The sequence below is a fragment of the Bradyrhizobium sp. GCM10028915 genome (assembly GCF_042666195.1).
Lineage (GTDB): Bacteria > Pseudomonadota > Alphaproteobacteria > Rhizobiales > Xanthobacteraceae > Bradyrhizobium > Bradyrhizobium canariense_D.
Genome location: NZ_JBHTFN010000005.1, coordinates 137148 through 153838 on the forward strand (window position 1 = coordinate 137148; position 16691 = coordinate 153838).

Genomic DNA, 16691 nt, shown 5'->3' on the forward strand with positions numbered 1-16691 from the left:
CTATTTTCAGACCGTCTTTTCCGGCCACCGGCAGAGATCGTTGATCAGGCAAACCTCGCAGCGCGGCTTGCGCGCGAGGCAAGTATAGCGGCCATGCAGGATCAGCCAATGATGGGCATGCAGCATGAACTCGGCCGGGATCACCTTTTCGAGACCGAGCTCGACCTCCAGCGGCGTCTTGCCGGGCGCAAGTCCGGTCCGGTTGCCGACGCGGAAGACATGCGTATCGACCGCCATGGTGTGCTCGCCGAAGGCCATGTTGAGCACGACATTGGCGGTCTTGCGCCCGGCGCCCGGCAGCGACTCGATCCCGGCGCGCGTGCGCGGCACCTCGCCGCCGAACTCGCTGAGCAGCTTCGCCGACAGCGCGATCACGTTTTTCGCCTTGGTGCGGTAGAGGCCGATGGTCTTGATGTACTCGCGCAGGCGTTCCTCGCCCAGGTCGAGCATCTTCTGCGGTGTGTCGGCGACCGCAAACAGCGCACGCGTCGCCTTGTTGACGCCGGCGTCAGTCGCCTGTGCGGACAGCACCACGGCGACCAGCAGCGTGAAGGGATTGACGTGCTCGAGCTCCCCCTTTGGCTCCGGGTTGGCCTTGCGGAAACGGCTGAAGACCTCGTGCACCTCGGGCGGCGTCCAGGGTTTCGTGGCCTTGAGGGATTTCTTGCCGGGGGCCTTAGGCTTCGCGGCGGCCGCCTTCGCCTTTTTCTTCGGCACGGACGTTTTGCGGGGGGCCGGCTTGCGGGTGATTTTCGCCATGATCGGGATATACTGAGGGACGATGAGCACAGGCAATGAAATTGAGCGCGAACGATCTGCAAGCGAGGCTGAGCCTCAGATCTTTTCCGCGCGCCTGACGCCGCACCGCTCGCTGAACCGCACCGGCTTCCTCGCCGTGATGCTGTTCCTGAGCGCCGTCAGCTTCGTCACCGGCCTCGTCTTCCTGATGATGGGCGCCTGGCCGGTGTTCGGCTTTTTCGGCCTCGACGTGCTGGTGATCTGGTGGGCTTTCAAGGCCAATTTCCGTGCGGCGCGGGCCAGCGAGGAGATCGTGGTCACGCCATCTGAATTGCGCGTGCGGCGCGTCAGCCAGCATGGCCAGGTCGTCGAATGGACCTTCAATCCGCTCTGGGTCCGACTCGACATGGAAATCGACGAGGATTTTGGCATCGAGCACCTCTATCTGATCTCGCGAGGTCACCAGATCCAGATCGCCCGCTTCCTGGGGCCGGACGAAAAGGCAAGTTTCTACAAGGGTTTGGTTGAGGCCTTAAATGCCGCCAGGCGCGGTCCGACCTACAATCCGGTGACCTGATTTGCGGATCGGAAATCGGGTGGTTTCGTACCCCGCCCCCTCCTACATTTCCAGGCATGATGACACTCGCGATACATGACCAGCGCCTGGCCGGGCCGGGCTCCCAGAACGCCGCGATGCGCGACTATGATTCCGTGCGCCGGGCGATCGCCTTCATCTCCGAAAAATGGCGCACGCAGCCGACCATCGAGGCGATGGCGGATGCGGCCGGCGTCACCCCGGACGAGCTGCACCATCTGTTCCGCCGCTGGGCCTCGATCACGCCGAAGGCTTTTATGCAGGCGCTCACGCTCGATCACGCCAAGGGCCTGCTCAGGGATTCCGCGAGCATCCTCGACGCCGCGCTTGACTCCGGTTTGTCGGGTCCGGGCCGGCTGCACGATCTCTTCGTCACCCATGAGGCGATGTCGCCGGGCGAATGGAAGAACGGCGGCGCCGGCCTCACCTTGCGCTACGGCTTCCATCACTCACCGTTCGGCACCGCGATCGTGATCGCGACCGATCGCGGATTGTCGGGACTCGCTTTCGCCGATCCCGGTGAGGAACAGGTGGCGCTTGCCGATATGACGCGGCGATGGCGGAACGCAACTTACGTCGAGGATCACGAAGGTACCGCACCATTGGCGCAGCGCATCTTCGACACAAAACTCTGGCGGCCGGACCAGCCGCTGCGCGTGGTGATGATCGGTACCGATTTCGAGGTGCGGGTGTGGGAGACCTTGCTGAAGATCCCGATGGGCCGCGCGGTGTCCTATTCGGACATCGCCTGCAACATCAACAGCCCGAAAGCGTCACGCGCCGTCGGCGCCGCCGTCGGCAAGAACCCGGTGTCCTTCGTCGTGCCCTGCCACCGCGCGCTCGGCAAGAGCGGCACGCTCACCGGCTACCACTGGGGCATCACCCGCAAGCAGGCGATGCTGGGCTGGGAGGCCGGGCAGCTGGGGCTGCAGTAAGAGTTGCCACGCGTAAACTGCCCCACTTAGTCGTCCTGGCGAAAGCCAGGACGACACCGAGTGCTTGGCGGGACTCAGTCGCGCGCGAACGTCTTTAACCCGCCAGATCCAGCTTCGATGCCACCGTCGAATCCGCATTGAGCCGGTAGATGATCGGCACGCCGGTGGCGAGCTCGCGCTTCAAAATGCCTTCGGGCGAGAGCTTTTCCAGCACCATGATCAGCGCGCGCAGCGAATTGCCGTGAGCCGCGACCAATGTGCGCTTGCCGTTGAGCACGCCGGGCAGGATCTCCTGCACGTAATACGGCAGCGCGCGCGCCAGCGTGTCCTTCAGGCTTTCGCCACCGGGCGGCGGCACGTCGTAGGAGCGGCGCCAGATCAGCACCTGGTCCTCGCCCCATTTCTTGCGGGCGTCATCCTTGTTGAGACCGGAGAGATCGCCATAGTCGCGCTCGTTCAGCGCGAGGTTCTTCGTCGTCGACAGGCCCTTCTGGTCGAGCTCGCCGAGAATGAGATCGAGCGTGTGCTGTGCGCGCGTCAAGACCGAGGTGTATGCAACGTCGAACACGAGACCCTGCGCCTTCAGCTTGCGGCCGGCTTCCGAGGCTTCCTTGACGCCGAGCTCGGTGAGATCAGGATCCTTCCAGCCCGTGAAGAGGTTCTTCAGATTCCATTCGCTCTGGCCGTGCCGCACCAGCACGAGAAGACGTTCGCTCATCGACTGCTTTTCCGTTTCGTTCGTTGTTTAAGCATGATCTTGTCGGAAAACCGCTTCACACTTTTCCGGATCATGCTTCGTTCAGATGTCGGACAGGCCGAGTACGTCGGCCATGGAGTAGTGCCCCGGCTTCTTGCCATGCGCCCAGAGCGCGGCTTTCAGCGCGCCGTGGGCGAACAGCATGCGATCCTCCGCGTGATGCGACAGCGTCAGGCGCTCGAACGCGCCGAGGAAGCTCACGCTGTGATCGCCGGCCGCGGTGCCGCCGCGCAACGACGCAAAGCCGATGTCGCCGGGCTTGCGTGCGCCGGTGATGCCGTCGCGGCCGCGGTCTGCATGCTCGTCGAGCGCGATGCCGCGGCCGCTAGCTGCGGCCTGGCCCAGCATCAGTGCCGTGCCCGAGGGCGCGTCGATCTTCATGCGGTGATGGGTCTCGACGATCTCGATGTCGAAGCTCTCGTCGAGCGCCTTGGCGACTCGCTTGACCACAGCGGCAAGCAGATTGACACCCAGGCTCATATTGCCGGACTGCACCACGACGGCGCGGTTGGTGACGCTCTTGATCACGGCGTTGTCGGAGCCCGACAGGCCGGTCGTTCCGACTACGTGCACGAGGCCGCGCTCGGCGGCGATCGCGACATTGGCGAGGGTCGCCGCGGGCACGGTGAAATCCAGAATGCCGTCGGCGTCCTTCGACATCGCCCAGAGATCGCCGGAGAGTTTGATGCCATTGGCCGGCAGACCTGCCAGCACGCCGGCATCCTTGCCGAGCAGCTCCGAGCCCGGCGCCTCCAGCGCGCCGGCCAGCACCGCGCCTTTGGTCTCGGCAATCGCCCGCGTCAGCGCCCGGCCCATCCGGCCGCCGGCTCCAGCAACGATCAAGCGCATATCGGACATGGTGCGATCCTCTCACGGCCGTTGTAGCGGGGGGATGCAGTTCCGGCAACCGAGGGGGATTAGGGGCAGGTCGCCTGCGGCCATCCTTCGAGACGCCCGCCTGTGGCGGCCCTCAGGATGAGGTCGCGTCTTGCGGCAAGATATCAGACCCTCATGGTGAGGAGCCCGCAAGGCGGGCGTTCCGGACGATGCTCTGCATCGCCGGGCGAACCATGCAGGCCGAGCATTTCGGCAAGAGTAATAAGAGGAGTTCGCGCCTTAGCCGTCTGACGGTTGCGGGCCGTCATAGCCCTCGATGATGATGAGGTCGGCGACGGAGTGCGGCTGGCGCACCTTGATGTTGGCCTGGTATTCCGGCGAGTTGTAGCAGGCGATCGCGGTCTCGTAGTCCGGGAATTCGATCACGACATTGCGGGTGCGGCTGGCGCCTTCGACGGTGGTGAACTTGCCGGCGCGGACGACGAAGCGGCCACCCCATTTCTTGAAGATCGGACCATTGGCGACGGCATAGGGCTTGTAGCCCTCGTCACTGCTCACGTCGACGCGTCCGATCCAGTAGCCTTTTGCCATTGTTCTTCTCCCTGTGTTGTTAGTTAGCCGAGCGCTTGCGCGATCTCGGCCTGGATGGCCTCGGCGATCGCCCTGGAGTCCGTGGCTTCCACCACCGGCCGCCCGACCACGAGATAATCCGCGCCGGCCGCAATCGCGCGGCCCGGCGTCATGATGCGTTTCTGGTCGCCGCTCGCGGCGCCCGCCGGCCGGATGCCGGGGGTGACGAGGCTCATCTGGTGGCCGACGATCTTGCGCAAGGCTCCGACCTCCTCGGGCGACGATACCAGCCCGTCGATGCCGAGCACCTGCGCCTGCTGCGCGCGCGCTTCGACGAGCTCGGAGACGCCGAGCCGGAAGCCTGCCGCGTGCAGATCGTCCTCATTGTAGGACGTCAGAACAGTGACGGCGAGGATCTTCAGGTTCGAGCTGCCGCGACCTTCGACGGCACCCTTCATGGTCTGCGGATAAGCGTGCACGGTGAGGAAGGTCGCGCCGAGCCTTGTGATGCTGTCGACGCCCTGCGCCACGGTGTTGCCGATGTCGTGCAGCTTGAGATCGAGAAAGACCTTCTTGCCCTGGTCGGCGAGCTTGCCGACCAGCGGCAAGCCGCCGGCATAAGCGAGCCGATAGCCGATCTTGTAGAAGGTGACGCTGTCGCCGAGCCGGTTGACCATAGCTTCCGCGGCATCAACGCTGGGCAGATCGAGCGCGACGATCAGGCGGTCTTTCGGGGCAATCTCGGCTGGCGTCATGTCACCTCACATCATGCGTTGGGAAACGTCGATCAACTGCCGCACCAGTTCCTTCAACGCGGCGATATCGCCCTCGTGCTTCAGCCTGTCCATATCGTCATAGGCCTGGTCGGCAAAGGCGAGCGTCAGCTGGCTGGCAATCACATTGGCGTGGCAGGAGGTCAGGATCAGCCGCAACGCCTGCAGCGCGCGAGCCGCGCCAAGCCGGCTCTGCGAGGCGCCGGCGAGCGCGAAGACGCGGTTGCGGAACACCTCGCCGCGCGGCTCGTGCAGCTCATGCACGCGGCTGACCCAGTCGATCGCGTTCTTCAGCAGCGGCGGCACCGAGGCGTTGTATTCGGGCGAGACGATCAACACGCCATGATGCGCGCCGATCATGCGCTTGAGATTGATCGCGTGCTTCGGCACACCGGATTTGGCCTGCAGGTCGCCGTCATAAATCGGCAGCGGAAAATCGGCGAGCGAGATCCGGGTGACGTCGACACCGGCCCGATCGAATGCATAGGCAGCGACCGCTGCCAGCTTCGCATTGTGCGAGCCGGTGCGCAGGGAGCCGGGAATGATCAGAATTTTCGGTGCGGACATCCGCTTCCATGCGTTCGGCGAAACGAGACCGCCACGCAAACAGGAACGCCGGCGGAATTAGTCCTTGCGATACACCCAGACGCGGGCCGGCGGAAGGTTCATCCAGATCCGTTCGGAGGCCTCTGTGGACACGCCGGGCAGCGATTTCGGAATCGGCGGCACCACCGCATAGGTGAACTGGACGAAGGGCGCACCGGGCGCCAGGGCCGTGAAGGCGTCGCGGATGAGCCGCAGCCGCGTCAGCATCGGTTTTGTAACCAGCGGCAGGCCGGAGACGACCGCGGAGGCCGGCGCGCTCAGCACGTTCCACAGGGTGTCGCGCAGACGATAGGCATCGCCCTGCACCACCTTGGCCTGCGGATAGCGGTCGCGCAGCAGGGCGCAGAAGCCTGGATTGTATTCGACGAGGACGAGACGCTTCTGGTCGACGCCGCGCTCGACCAGGGCCGAGGTGATGGCGCCGGTGCCGGGCCCGAGCTCGACCACCGGTGAGTCCGAATTGACGTCGACGTAATGGGCCATGGTCCGGGCCAGCAGCTTGCCCGACGGCATCACTGCGCCCATGTGGAGAGGCTTTTCGATCCATGACCGGAGAAAACGCACCTCGTCATCGAGACGGGGCTTCTTCAACGCACGCGCGGACGATGGCAATGGCATGTCGGGACCGGCCGGGACCGCGTGACCGCGGCGTGTCAGAAAATGGTCATAAAGACGTATAGGCCGAAGGCGGCACGGTCAAGACGCGTCAACTCGCCCGATTACCGAAGAAATCCTTGACCTTGGTGAAGAAACCCTCGGATTCCGGCTGGGTATTGCCGGAGGAGAGCTTGTCGAACTCGGCCAGCAATTCCTGCTGCTTTTTGGTGAGGTTCTGCGGGGTCTCGACCACGACCTGAACGTACATGTCGCCCATCTGGCGCGAGCGCAGCACCGGCATGCCTTTTGATGCGATGCGGAATCGGCGGCTGGACTGGGTGCCCGCGGGGACCTTCACCTTGGTCTTGCCCTTGTCGATGGTCGGCACCTCGAACTCGCCGCCAAGCGCCGCCGTCACCATCGAGATCGGCACACGACAATGCAGATCGGCGCCGTCGCGCTGGAAGAACTGGTGCTGGGCCAGCGACAGGAAGATGTAGAGGTCCCCAGGCGGACCGCCGCGGACCCCGGCCTCGCCCTCGCCGGCGAGTCTGATCCTGGTGCCGTCCTCCACGCCGGGGGGAATGTTGACCGACAGCGTCCGCTCGCGGGTGACGCGCCCCTGACCCGAGCAGGACGGGCAGGCGTCCTCGATCATCTGGCCGCGGCCCTGGCAGCCCGGACAGGTGCGCTCCAGCGTGAAGAAGCCCTGCGACTGCCGTACGCGTCCGGCGCCGCCGCAGGTCGAGCAGGTCTTCGGCTTGGTGCCGGCCTTGGCCCCGATGCCCGAACAGGCCTCGCAAGTGACCGAGACCGGGATCTCGATCTGCGCGGTCTTGCCGCCAAAAGCTTCCTCGAGCGTGATTTCCATGTTGTAGCGCAGGTCGGCGCCGCGCTCGCGGCCGCCACGGCCCCCGCGCTGTCCGGCCATGCCGAACAGATCTTCGAAAATGTCGGAAAAGGAGGAGGCGAAGCCCGCACCGAAACCGGCACCACCGCCCCCGCCCTGCTCGAAGGCGGCATGGCCGTAACGGTCATAGGCAGCGCGCTTGTCCTTGTCTTTCAGGACCTCGTAGGCCTCGTTGATTTCCTTGAACTTGACTTCGCTGGTGTTGTCCCCCGGATTGCGGTCGGGGTGAAACTTCATCGCCAGCTTGCGGAACGACGATTTCAGCGCGGAATCGTCGGCATCGCGTTCGACTTCGAGGGTTTCGTAGTAGCAGCGCTTGGTGGACGTGGACATGATGAGCTCAGTCTATCCGATCGCGATTCAAGTCGGAGCGACGCAACGTCGCCATGCAACGATATAGGCAGCCTTCGGCCTCGCGGCAGAGGATTGCACGGCAGTGTTCAGAATAACGGCTGGGAATTGATCGATCGCAACGGGCCCGAATTTAACAGAGCCGATTTTCAAAGAGTCTTGGCCCGTCGAGCCCGACACGATGGCCTCCCCCGCGAGGGAGGAGGCCGTTGGCGCGTGTGGGGTCCAAGCCGTCCGCATCATCACCCTCGCGGGGTTCAGGCGGACTTCTTGTTGGTCTTGTCGTCGTCGACTTCGGTGAATTCCGCGTCGACGACGTCGTCCTTGGCCGCATCCTTCTTGGCGTCGGCTTCGGCCTGCTGCTTGTACATGGCCTCGCCGAGCTTCATCGAAGCCTGGGCCAGCGTTTGGGTCTTGGCCTTGATCGCTTCGGCATCGTCGCCCTTCAGCGCTTCCTTGAGGTCGCTGACGGCATCCTCGATCGCGCGGCGCTCGGTCTCGGCGACCTTCGAACCGTGCTCGGCCAGTGCCTTCTCGGTCGAATGCACCAGTCCATCCGCGTCGTTCTTGGCAGTCACGGCCTCGCGGCGCTTCTTGTCCGCCTCGGCATTGGCCTCGGCGTCCTTGACCATCTTCTCGATGTCGGCTTCCGACAGACCGCCGGAGGCCTGGATGCGGATCTGCTGCTCCTTGGACGTGGCCTTGTCCTTGGCCGAGACGTTGACGATACCGTTGGCGTCGATGTCGAAGGTTACCTCGATCTGCGGCATGCCGCGCGGAGCCGGCGGAATGCCCATCAGGTCGAACTGGCCGAGCATCTTGTTGTCGGCCGCCATTTCACGCTCGCCCTGGAAGACGCGGATGGTGACCGCGTTCTGGCTGTCCTCGGCGGTCGAGAACACCTGGCTCTTCTTGGTCGGGATCGTGGTGTTGCGGTCGATGATGCGGGTGAACACGCCGCCCAGAGTCTCGATGCCCAGCGACAGCGGGGTCACGTCGAGCAGCAGCACGTCCTTGACGTCGCCCTGAAGCACGCCGGCCTGGATCGCGGCGCCGATCGCCACGACTTCGTCCGGGTTGACGCCCTTGTGCGGCTCCTTGCCGAACAGCTGCTTCACGACTTCCTGGACCTTCGGCATGCGCGACATGCCGCCGACCAGCACCACTTCGCCGATCTCGGCGGCGGTGAGGCCGGCATCCTTCAGCGCCTTGCGGCAGGGCTCGACGGTCTTCTGAACGAGGTCATCGACCAGCGCCTCGAACTTGGCCCGGGTGAGCTTCATCGTCAGATGCTTCGGGCCGGTCTGGTCCGCGGTGATGAAGGGCAGGTTGATCTCGGTCTGCGTCGTCGACGACAGCTCGATCTTGGCCTTTTCGGCGGCTTCCTTCAGGCGCTGCAACGCGAGCTTGTCGTTGCGCAGGTTGATGCCCTGCTCCTTCTGGAATTCGTCGGCGAGATAGCCGACCAGGCGCATGTCGAAGTCTTCGCCGCCGAGGAAGGTGTCGCCGTTGGTCGACTTCACCTCGAACACGCCGTCGCCGATTTCGAGAATCGAGATATCGAACGTGCCGCCGCCGAGATCGTACACGGCGATCGTGCCGGCCTTGGTCTTGTCGAGGCCGTAGGCGAGCGCGGCCGCGGTCGGCTCGTTGATGATGCGCAGCACTTCAAGGCCCGCGATCTTGCCGGCGTCCTTGGTCGCCTGGCGCTGGGCGTCGTTGAAGTAGGCGGGCACGGTGATGACGGCCTGGTCGACCTTCTGGCCGAGATGGGCTTCCGCGGTCTCCTTCATCTTCTGCAGGATGAACGCCGAGACCTGCGAGGGCGAGTAGGTCTGGCCGTCGGCCTCGACCCAGGCGTCGCCGTTGGAAGCCTTAACAATCTTGTACGGAACGAGCTTCTTGTCCTTCTCGACCATCGGGTCGTCGTAGCGGCGGCCGATCAAGCGCTTCACTGCGAAGAACGTGCGCTCGGGATTGGTGACGGCCTGGCGCTTGGCCGGCTGGCCGACGAGGCGCTCACCGTCGTCCGTCACGGCGACGATCGAAGGCGTCGTGCGCATGCCTTCGGAATTCTCGATGACTTTGGCGTTCTTGCCATCCATTACGGCGACGCACGAATTCGTGGTGCCGAGGTCGATCCCGATGACCTTTCCCATGGTCCTGTATCCTTGTTTTTGCGGCAGGCTGGCTGGGCCCAGAAGGCACCCGAACCGAAACCCCCTAAGATCAAACATTCGCGATATTGCGATGGTTGGGGGTCATATAGGAGGGGGGGAGGTGCCTGCAAGGACCGAACGCAAGTTTCGGCCGTGAAAACATTGGGTTTTGGAAGAACATATCCGGGCTGCACCGCCCTTGCGGGTGAGGAATTATTAACAGGTCCGCGATTGGCCGGCATCCGCTACCGCATCCCGCCCCGCCCTGTTGCGGCCAGACCAAAACCGTTAAAAGGCGGGCAGCCGGCCGGGCTCGTCCTCGGGCTGCCTCGCGCGACAAAGCGGCCGGCTGGCCACCATCGAACGGCCTCAATGTGAACCAATCAGAGTGCCCATGAAGCTGATCCGCCCCCTCGCCGCGCTCGCCCTCCTCGTCGCCTCTACGCTTCCGGCTCTGGCCGCCGACGCCGTTTTCCCACCCGGCTTGCGCCTCGGCATGGTGCCATTGGTCGGCCTCAGCACGGCCAAGACCTTTCCCGGCTTCGAGAGCGAGGACGGCAACGTCAAGGTGCTGATCACGGAGCTGCCGCCGGCCGCCTATGGCGAGGTCGTGAGCGCCTTCAACTCCAACCCGGCCGGCACCAACGGCGTCAAGCAGGACAAGATCGAGACGCCCGCGGGCGTGGCCTATTTCACCACGGAGAGCGGCAAGGCGGGCGAGACGCCAGTGCGGCGCTATTCGATGATCGTGCCGGGCGCCGGCTTCTCCGGCTACGTCGCGGTGCAGATTCCGGAGAATGCGATCAAGATCTACACCGACGAGGCGGTGCGGCAGATGTTCGCGAGCGTCGTCACCCGGAAGCAGGTCTCGGCCGAAGAGCAGATCGCACTGATGCCGTTCAAGATCACCGATCTCGCCGACTTCAAGGACGTCCGCACGCTGGCGCCGGGCTCGAGTATCATCCTGGCCGACGGCGACGAGAGCTCCGGCTATGAATCGAAGCCGTTTATCATCCTCGGCGTGATTGGCGCCACCCCGCAAGCCGCCGACGACCGCGCCCGCTTCGCCCAGGAGGCGGCGCTCCAGATTCCCGGCGTGCGCGAGTCGCGCGTCACCATGTCCGAGCCGATCCGCATCAGCGGCCAGCAGGGTTTCGAGACCCGGATCGACGGCGTCAGCGGCAAGGACAAGACGCCGGTGACCGTGGTGCAGTGGATCCGCTTCAGCAGCGGCGGCGCCTCGCTGCGCATCATCGCCAGCGCCCCGCGCGAGCAATGGCCGGCCGCCTTCACTCGCTTCCGCGCGGTCCGCGACGGCATCCAGCCGAAGGGCTAGCAGCATCCGCAAGCGGGAGAGGTGCACCGAACCCGCGGCTCAAGCCCAACCACTCACCAAAGCCGGCTGCATTTTCGGGCTTCTGTTCGTATACGAACGGAACTAGGCTCCCCCTCCGTTGAGTTCATCCTGGAGGGAGGCGAATGATGCTGGATCGGCGACAAGTCTTGGCGGCGCTCGGGACGAGCGCGCTCGTGGCGCTCGCGCCCACGGCAATTCTGGCAGCGGCATCGATCAAGCCGGACGATGCATCCGCGCTGCTCGTGATCGACGTGCAGAACTGCTTCCTGCCCGGCGGCAGCCTTGCCGTGAAGGAAGGCGAGCAGGTGGTGCCCGTCATCAACAAGATCTCGAAAGCATTTTCGAATGTGGTGATGACGCAGGACTGGCACACGCAAGGCCATATTTCCTTTGCGTCAGTCCACGCCGGCAAGAAGCCGTTCGAGACCGTCGATCTTCCCTACGGCAAGCAGGTGCTGTGGCCCGACCATTGCGTGCAGGGCACCGACGGCGCCGCGCTGTCGAAAGACCTTGCGATCCCGCACGCCGAGCTCATCATCCGCAAGGGTTTTCACAAGGACGTCGACAGCTATTCGGCCTTCCTCGAAGCCGACGGCAAGACCTCGACCGGTCTCGCCGGCTATCTGAAGGCGCGCAAGATCAAGCGCGTCTTCGTCGCGGGGCTGGCGACGGATTTCTGCGTCGCCTGGACCGCGCTCGACGCGCGCAAGGCGGGCTTCGAGGTCTATGTGGTGGAAGACGCCTGCCGCGGCATCGACAATCAGGGTTCGCTGGCAAAAGCCTGGGCCGACATGGCCAAGGCCGGCGTGAAGCGGATTCAGTCCGCAGATATCGCGGCGAGCGCCTAGGCCCGGTCAAAAAACTGCAAGACCCTCATCCTGAGGAGCGCGCTTCTCCGCGCGCGTCTCGAAGGATGAAGGCCCCGCTGCAGCAGCGCGACCTGCATGGTTTGAGACGGCGCTGACGCGCCTCCTCCCCATGAGGATCAACTAGTTGGCCGCGCCGTTCGGCTCGTTGCTGTTGGCAGCCGGCGCGGCCTTGGCGCCACCCTTGGCGACACCGACCAAGGCGGGACGCAGCACGCGCTCGCCGATGGTGTAGCCGGCCTGCATGACCTGCACGACGGTGCCCGCGGGCACCGACGCATCGGGCACCTCGAACATCGCCTGCTGGAAGTTCGGGTCGAACTTCTGGCCCGAGGGGTCGAACTTCTTCACGCCGTGTTTTTCCAGCGCGCTGAGCAGCGAGCGCTCGGTCAGCTCGACGCCCTCGATCAGCGAGGCGAGGCCTGCATCGGCCGCCGCACGGGCTTCGGCCGGAACGGCATCGAGCGCGCGCTGGAGGTTGTCGGCGATGTCGAGCACGTCGCGGGCAAAGCCGGTGATGCCGTAGAGGCGGGCATCCGCGACCTCCTTGGTAGTCCGCTTGCGCAGATTCTCCATCTCGGCCAGCGTCCGCAGCATGCGGTCGCGCGCCTCGGCGACTTCCTTCTGCAGAAGCTCGACCGAGCCGGGCTCGGGATCGTCGGGCATGATGTACGGTTTTGACACCACGGGCTCGCCGGCCGCAGCACTCGTGTCTTCGGGTTGCCGGTCTCGATCGGTCATCGGCTCTCTTTTCGCATTCGTCTCAGGGGGTTTCTGGCCCGGATATCGTGCTTCGGGCGGCGAAAATCAAGCGCCCGTGATCGGCCCGGCGCCGGTCAGCCCCCCAAGAGCCGGCTGACGATGCGGGCAGCGTAGTCCACGGTGGGGATCACGCGGGCATAATTCAGCCGCGTCGGCCCGATCACGCCCAAAACGCCGACGATATGGCCGGCGGCGTCCCGATAAGGCGAGATGATGGTGGACGAACCCGACAGCGAGAACAGCTTGTTCTCACTGCCGATGAAGATCCGCACGCCTTCCGCGGTCTCGGCCCGGCCGAGCAGGTCGATCACGCCGCGCTTGGTCTCGAGATCGTCGAACAGCAGGCGAACGCGCTCGAGATCCTCCAGCGCATGCAAATCCTCGAGCAGATTGGCGTGGCCGCGGACGATGAGCTGACGATCCTCGTTCTCGCCGCCGGACCAGCTGGCGATGCCGGCCGAGATCACCTTGTGCGTCAGCTGATCGAGCTCGGTGCGCGCCTCTCCGAGCGCGGTCTCGAGCTCCAGCCGCGCCTCGGCCAAGGTCCGGCCTCGGATGCGGGCATTGAGGAAGTTGCCGGCTTCGGTCAACGCCGAGGATGGAACTCCCGGCGGCAGCGTCAACACGCGATTTTCGACCTGCCCGTCCTCACCGACCAGGATCACCAATGCCTTTTCCGGTTCCAAGCGGACGAATTCGATATGTTTCAGCCGCGCATTGGATTTCGGCGTCAGCACGACCGCGGCCGCGCGGGTCAGGCCGGAGAGCCGCGTCAATGCCTCCTCGAGCGCAGCCTCCACCGATTGCGCGTGGCCGACGGAGGTCAACTGGCTCTGGATCGCCTGCCGTTCACTGTCATTGAGGTCGCCGACCTGCATCAGGGCATCGACGAAGAACCGCAGGCCGAGTTCCGTCGGCAATCGGCCGGCGGAGGTGTGCGGGGCGTAGATCAGGCCGAGCTGTTCCAGATCGGCCATGACGTTGCGGACCGAGGCGGGCGACAGCGGCATGGCAATCAGGCGCGAAATATTGCGCGAGCCCACCGGCTCCCCGGTCGCGAGATAGCTTTCGACGATTTGACGAAAGATGTCGCGGGAACGCTCGTTGAGCTGGGCGAGGCCCGCGCGCGGCGCGATCAGATGGATCGGATCGTGATGGGCCACAGACGGTAACTCCTCTAAGACACAGGTAATTTGTCTATCCCGGATGCTTCTGACAAGCGTGGCGTTGGCGGATTGGAAATCGGGGGTGAAGAAGGCCTCGATCTTCCCCCTTGCCGCCCACCCTCACCCCCCCTACAAGCACCGCCAACAGCCCTTTTCCGAGAGTTTTGGAGGATTTCCCATGCGGCCAAGCCGCCGTGCGCCCGACGAATTGCGCCCCGTGACGCTGGAGCGCGGCGTGGTCAAATATGCGGAAGGCTCGTGCCTGGTGAAATTCGGCGACACCCACGTGCTGGTCACCGCCACGCTGGAAGACCGCCTGCCGCCATGGCTGAAGGGCCAGGGCCGCGGCTGGGTCACCGCCGAATACGGCATGCTGCCGCGCGCGACCTCGGAACGCACCCGCCGCGAGGCCTCCGCCGGAAAGCAGAGCGGCCGCACCGTCGAAATCCAGCGCCTGATCGGCCGCTCGCTTCGCACCATCATCAATCTCGAAGCGCTCGGTGAGCGCCAGATCACGGTCGATTGCGACGTGCTCCAGGCCGACGGCGGCACCCGCACCGCCTCGATCACCGGTGCCTGGGTCGCGCTCGCCGATTGCGTCAGCTGGATGAAGGCGCGCAACATGGTCAAGGCCAATGTGTTGCGCGACAACGTCGCCGCGATCTCCTGCGGCATCTACAAGGGCACGCCCGTGCTCGACCTCGACTATGCCGAGGACTCCGAAGCCGACACCGACGCCAATTTCGTCATGACCGGCGATGGCCGCATCATCGAGGTCCAGGGCACCGCGGAACGCGAGCCGTTCACGGAAGCCGAGTTCCTGGCGTTGATGGCGCTGGCGCGCAAGGGCGTCGCGCGTCTCGTGGACTTGCAGAAACTGGCGGTAGCGTAGTCAATAGCCCGATGCACCGCCGAATCACCGGAAAGCTGGTTATCGCGACCCATAATCCCGGCAAGCTCGCCGAGATGAAGGAGCTACTCGCGCCTTACGGCATCGAAGCAGTGTCGGCCGGCGAGCTCGGCCTTCCCGAGCCGGAAGAAACCGGAAACGATTTCCGCAGCAATGCCGCGATCAAGGCGATCGCGGCGGCGCAGGCGACGAAGCTTCCGTCTTTCGCCGATGATTCCGGCATCGTGGTCGACGCGCTCGACGGCGCGCCCGGCATCTACTCGGCGCGCTGGGCCGGCCCGAACAAGGATTTTGCCGCAGCGATGGCGCAGATCGAGCGTCTGTTGCAGGAGCGCGGCGCGACCACGCCGGCCAAACGCAAGGCGCACTTCGTTTCCGCGCTCTGCGTTGCATGGCCCGACGATCATCTCGAAGAGGTCGAGGGGCGCGTCGACGGCACGCTGGTGTGGCCGCCGCGCGGCACCGCCGGCTTCGGCTACGACCCGATGTTTTTGCCCGACGGCCATAGCCGCACCTTCGGCGAGATGGAGAGCATCGAGAAGCACGGCCTGCCGCCGCTCGGTCTCGGCCTGTCGCATCGTGCCCGCGCCTTCGTGAAACTGGCGGAGATCTGCCTTGAGCCGCGCTAAGGAAGCCTTCGGCGTCTACGTGCACTGGCCGTTCTGCCTGTCGAAGTGCCCCTATTGCGACTTCAACAGCCACGTTCGCCACGCCGCGATCGACGAGCCGCGGTTTGCGTCAGCATTCGCGCGCGAAATCGCTGCGACCGCCGAGCGCGCGCACGGACGCGAAGTCACCTCGATCTTTCTCGGCGGCGGTACGCCCTCGCTCATGCAGCCTGCAACCGTCGGCGCTGTGCTCGACGCCATCGGCAAGCACTGGGCCGTGGCGAAAGACGTCGAAGTCACGCTGGAGGCAAACCCGACCAGCGTCGAGGCTACGCGCTTCGCCGGCTATCGCGCCGCCGGCGTCAACCGCGTCTCGCTCGGCGTGCAGGCGCTCGACGATGCCTCGCTGAAAGCGCTCGGCCGCATGCACAGCGCGCGCGAGGCCCTCGATGCCGTCGCTATCGCGCGCCGCTCGTTCGATCGCTATTCGTTCGACCTGATCTACGCCCGTCCCGACCAGACGCCGGCGATGTGGGCCGATGAATTGCGCCTCGCGATCGGCGAGGCGGCCGAGCATCTGTCGCTCTATCAATTGACGATCGAAGAAGGCACGCCGTTCTTCGGCCTACATCAAGCCGGCAAGCTGAAGACGCCGGATGAAGCGGTCGCACGCGCGCTCTACGACGTCACGCAGGAGACCTGCGACAGGCTCGGCCTGCCCGCCTACGAGATTTCAAATCACGCGCGGCGCGGCGCCGAGTGCCGGCACAATCTGGTCTACTGGCGCGGCGAAGAATATGCCGGCATCGGCCCCGGCGCCCATGGCCGCCTCGACATCGACGGTATCAGGCACGCGACCGCCACCGAGAAGCGCCCCGAAGCCTGGCTGATGCGGGTCGAGACCAACGGCCACGGCGTCGTCACCGACGATCTCCTCAACAGCGAAGAGCGCGCCGACGAATTCCTGTTGATGGGATTGCGCCTCGCCGAGGGCATCGACCCCGACCGTTACAAAGCGCTCTCCGGCCGCTCACTCGATCCCAAGCGCATCACGCTGCTGAGCGAGGAAGGTGCAATCACGGTGGATGCAACGGGACGGCTGCGCGTGACGAGCAGCGGTTTTCCGGTGCTGGACGCGGTGGTCGCGGATCTCGCGGCGTAAAGTCTCTCCATCGTCGTCCTGGCGAAAGCCAG

General features: G+C 64.9%; 18 protein-coding genes. 7 read left to right on the forward strand and 11 right to left on the reverse strand.

All coding sequences use genetic code 11. From position 1 onward, the window contains the following. Window positions 1–6: 6 nt before the first annotated feature. Window positions 7–759, reverse strand: a complete 753-nt coding sequence (gene nth, locus ACFQX9_RS04215; RefSeq protein WP_377786738.1) for an endonuclease III — start codon at window positions 757–759, stop codon at window positions 7–9. Between the two features lie 22 nt (window positions 760–781). Between nth and ACFQX9_RS04220 the strand changes: the two genes are divergently transcribed. Both ACFQX9_RS04220 and ACFQX9_RS04225 read left to right on the forward strand, forming a co-directional pair. Beyond that, the gene (locus ACFQX9_RS04220; protein WP_018459597.1) at window positions 782–1315 is read left to right on the forward strand and encodes a DUF2244 domain-containing protein; all 534 of its coding nucleotides are present in this window, start codon (window positions 782–784) and stop codon (window positions 1313–1315) included. A 56-nt stretch (window positions 1316–1371) separates the two neighbouring features. Further along, window positions 1372–2268: a bifunctional helix-turn-helix domain-containing protein/methylated-DNA--[protein]-cysteine S-methyltransferase gene (locus tag ACFQX9_RS04225; protein WP_018459598.1), complete on the forward strand. Its 897-nt coding sequence runs from the start codon at window positions 1372–1374 to the stop codon at window positions 2266–2268. A gap of 94 nt (window positions 2269–2362) precedes the next feature. Here ACFQX9_RS04225 and ACFQX9_RS04230 read toward each other — a convergent pair whose 3' ends face one another. The 8 genes from ACFQX9_RS04230 to dnaK form a co-directional block, all read right to left on the reverse strand. Continuing rightward, window positions 2363–2986: a 2,3-bisphosphoglycerate-dependent phosphoglycerate mutase gene (locus tag ACFQX9_RS04230; RefSeq protein WP_018459599.1), complete on the reverse strand. Its 624-nt coding sequence runs from the start codon at window positions 2984–2986 to the stop codon at window positions 2363–2365. Window positions 2987–3067: 81 nt separating this feature from the next. Beyond that, complete coding sequence (dapB, locus tag ACFQX9_RS04235) at window positions 3068–3883, reverse strand: 4-hydroxy-tetrahydrodipicolinate reductase (protein WP_018459600.1); 816 nt, start codon at window positions 3881–3883, stop codon at window positions 3068–3070. A gap of 258 nt (window positions 3884–4141) precedes the next feature. Then, window positions 4142–4453 carry a DUF1330 domain-containing protein gene (locus ACFQX9_RS04240; protein WP_027566211.1) on the reverse strand — a complete coding sequence of 104 codons (312 nt, stop codon included), beginning with the start codon at window positions 4451–4453 and terminating at the stop codon, window positions 4142–4144. Window positions 4454–4476: 23 nt separating this feature from the next. Further along, the gene (pyrF, locus tag ACFQX9_RS04245; protein WP_018459602.1) at window positions 4477–5187 is read right to left on the reverse strand and encodes an orotidine-5'-phosphate decarboxylase; all 711 of its coding nucleotides are present in this window, start codon (window positions 5185–5187) and stop codon (window positions 4477–4479) included. A gap of 6 nt (window positions 5188–5193) precedes the next feature. Next, on the reverse strand, window positions 5194–5772 hold the full coding sequence (locus tag ACFQX9_RS04250) for an NADPH-dependent FMN reductase (RefSeq protein WP_377786742.1): 579 nt from the start codon (window positions 5770–5772) through the stop codon (window positions 5194–5196). 57 nt (window positions 5773–5829) lie between these two features. After that, on the reverse strand, window positions 5830–6429 hold the full coding sequence (locus tag ACFQX9_RS04255) for a class I SAM-dependent methyltransferase (RefSeq protein WP_085349933.1): 600 nt from the start codon (window positions 6427–6429) through the stop codon (window positions 5830–5832). 88 nt (window positions 6430–6517) lie between these two features. Further along, on the reverse strand, window positions 6518–7651 hold the full coding sequence (gene dnaJ, locus ACFQX9_RS04260; protein WP_085359537.1) for a molecular chaperone DnaJ: 1134 nt from the start codon (window positions 7649–7651) through the stop codon (window positions 6518–6520). Window positions 7652–7926: 275 nt separating this feature from the next. Continuing rightward, complete coding sequence (dnaK, locus tag ACFQX9_RS04265; RefSeq protein WP_007598490.1) at window positions 7927–9828, reverse strand: molecular chaperone DnaK; 1902 nt, start codon at window positions 9826–9828, stop codon at window positions 7927–7929. A gap of 394 nt (window positions 9829–10222) precedes the next feature. Between dnaK and ACFQX9_RS04270 the strand changes: the two genes are divergently transcribed. Beyond that, window positions 10223–11164, forward strand: a complete 942-nt coding sequence (locus ACFQX9_RS04270) for a hypothetical protein (protein ID WP_018459606.1) — start codon at window positions 10223–10225, stop codon at window positions 11162–11164. A 146-nt stretch (window positions 11165–11310) separates the two neighbouring features. Continuing rightward, window positions 11311–12033 (forward strand): bifunctional nicotinamidase/pyrazinamidase, encoded by a 723-nt coding sequence (gene pncA / locus ACFQX9_RS04275; RefSeq protein WP_026233851.1) that lies wholly within the window; start codon window positions 11311–11313, stop codon window positions 12031–12033. A gap of 141 nt (window positions 12034–12174) precedes the next feature. Here the strand turns inward: pncA and grpE are convergent, their stop codons facing one another. Continuing rightward, complete coding sequence (grpE, locus tag ACFQX9_RS04280; protein WP_085349936.1) at window positions 12175–12792, reverse strand: nucleotide exchange factor GrpE; 618 nt, start codon at window positions 12790–12792, stop codon at window positions 12175–12177. Between the two features lie 95 nt (window positions 12793–12887). After that, window positions 12888–13976 (reverse strand): heat-inducible transcriptional repressor HrcA, encoded by a 1089-nt coding sequence (gene hrcA, locus ACFQX9_RS04285; protein ID WP_007598483.1) that lies wholly within the window; start codon window positions 13974–13976, stop codon window positions 12888–12890. 181 nt (window positions 13977–14157) lie between these two features. On the opposite strand from hrcA, the gene rph reads away from it, so the two are divergent. The 3 genes from rph to hemW are packed head-to-tail and all read left to right on the forward strand — an operon-like array spanning window position 14158 to window position 16659. Beyond that, complete coding sequence (gene rph / locus ACFQX9_RS04290; protein WP_007598482.1) at window positions 14158–14871, forward strand: ribonuclease PH; 714 nt, start codon at window positions 14158–14160, stop codon at window positions 14869–14871. 11 nt (window positions 14872–14882) lie between these two features. After that, window positions 14883–15518 carry an RdgB/HAM1 family non-canonical purine NTP pyrophosphatase gene (gene rdgB, locus ACFQX9_RS04295; RefSeq protein ID WP_018459609.1) on the forward strand — a complete coding sequence of 212 codons (636 nt, stop codon included), beginning with the start codon at window positions 14883–14885 and terminating at the stop codon, window positions 15516–15518. Further along, on the forward strand, window positions 15505–16659 hold the full coding sequence (gene hemW / locus ACFQX9_RS04300) for a radical SAM family heme chaperone HemW (RefSeq protein WP_377786747.1): 1155 nt from the start codon (window positions 15505–15507) through the stop codon (window positions 16657–16659). The genes rdgB and hemW overlap by 14 nt, the downstream gene beginning before the upstream one ends. The last annotated feature ends 32 nt before the right edge of the window (window positions 16660–16691 follow it).

What these genes read in the sequence shown, in the direction of transcription:
- ACFQX9_RS04225 (WP_018459598.1), top strand. Translation starts at nt 1,372, where the DNA reads ATGATGACACTCGCGATACATGACCAGCGCCTGGCCGGGCCGGGCTCC.
- rph (WP_007598482.1), top strand. Translation starts at nt 14,158, where the DNA reads ATGCGGCCAAGCCGCCGTGCGCCCGACGAATTGCGCCCCGTGACGCTG.
- ACFQX9_RS04240 (WP_027566211.1), bottom strand. Translation starts at nt 4,453, where the DNA reads ATGGCAAAAGGCTACTGGATCGGACGCGTCGACGTGAGCAGTGACGAG.
- dnaJ (WP_085359537.1), bottom strand. Translation starts at nt 7,651, where the DNA reads ATGTCCACGTCCACCAAGCGCTGCTACTACGAAACCCTCGAAGTCGAA.
- ACFQX9_RS04220 (WP_018459597.1), top strand. Translation starts at nt 782, where the DNA reads ATGAGCACAGGCAATGAAATTGAGCGCGAACGATCTGCAAGCGAGGCT.
- grpE (WP_085349936.1), bottom strand. Translation starts at nt 12,792, where the DNA reads ATGACCGATCGAGACCGGCAACCCGAAGACACGAGTGCTGCGGCCGGC.
- ACFQX9_RS04255 (WP_085349933.1), bottom strand. Translation starts at nt 6,429, where the DNA reads ATGCCATTGCCATCGTCCGCGCGTGCGTTGAAGAAGCCCCGTCTCGAT.
- ACFQX9_RS04250 (WP_377786742.1), bottom strand. Translation starts at nt 5,772, where the DNA reads ATGTCCGCACCGAAAATTCTGATCATTCCCGGCTCCCTGCGCACCGGC.
- pyrF (WP_018459602.1), bottom strand. Translation starts at nt 5,187, where the DNA reads ATGACGCCAGCCGAGATTGCCCCGAAAGACCGCCTGATCGTCGCGCTC.
- pncA (WP_026233851.1), top strand. Translation starts at nt 11,311, where the DNA reads ATGCTGGATCGGCGACAAGTCTTGGCGGCGCTCGGGACGAGCGCGCTC.
- ACFQX9_RS04230 (WP_018459599.1), bottom strand. Translation starts at nt 2,986, where the DNA reads ATGAGCGAACGTCTTCTCGTGCTGGTGCGGCACGGCCAGAGCGAATGG.
- dapB (WP_018459600.1), bottom strand. Translation starts at nt 3,883, where the DNA reads ATGTCCGATATGCGCTTGATCGTTGCTGGAGCCGGCGGCCGGATGGGC.
- nth (WP_377786738.1), bottom strand. Translation starts at nt 759, where the DNA reads ATGGCGAAAATCACCCGCAAGCCGGCCCCCCGCAAAACGTCCGTGCCG.
- rdgB (WP_018459609.1), top strand. Translation starts at nt 14,883, where the DNA reads ATGCACCGCCGAATCACCGGAAAGCTGGTTATCGCGACCCATAATCCC.
- ACFQX9_RS04270 (WP_018459606.1), top strand. Translation starts at nt 10,223, where the DNA reads ATGAAGCTGATCCGCCCCCTCGCCGCGCTCGCCCTCCTCGTCGCCTCT.
- dnaK (WP_007598490.1), bottom strand. Translation starts at nt 9,828, where the DNA reads ATGGGAAAGGTCATCGGGATCGACCTCGGCACCACGAATTCGTGCGTC.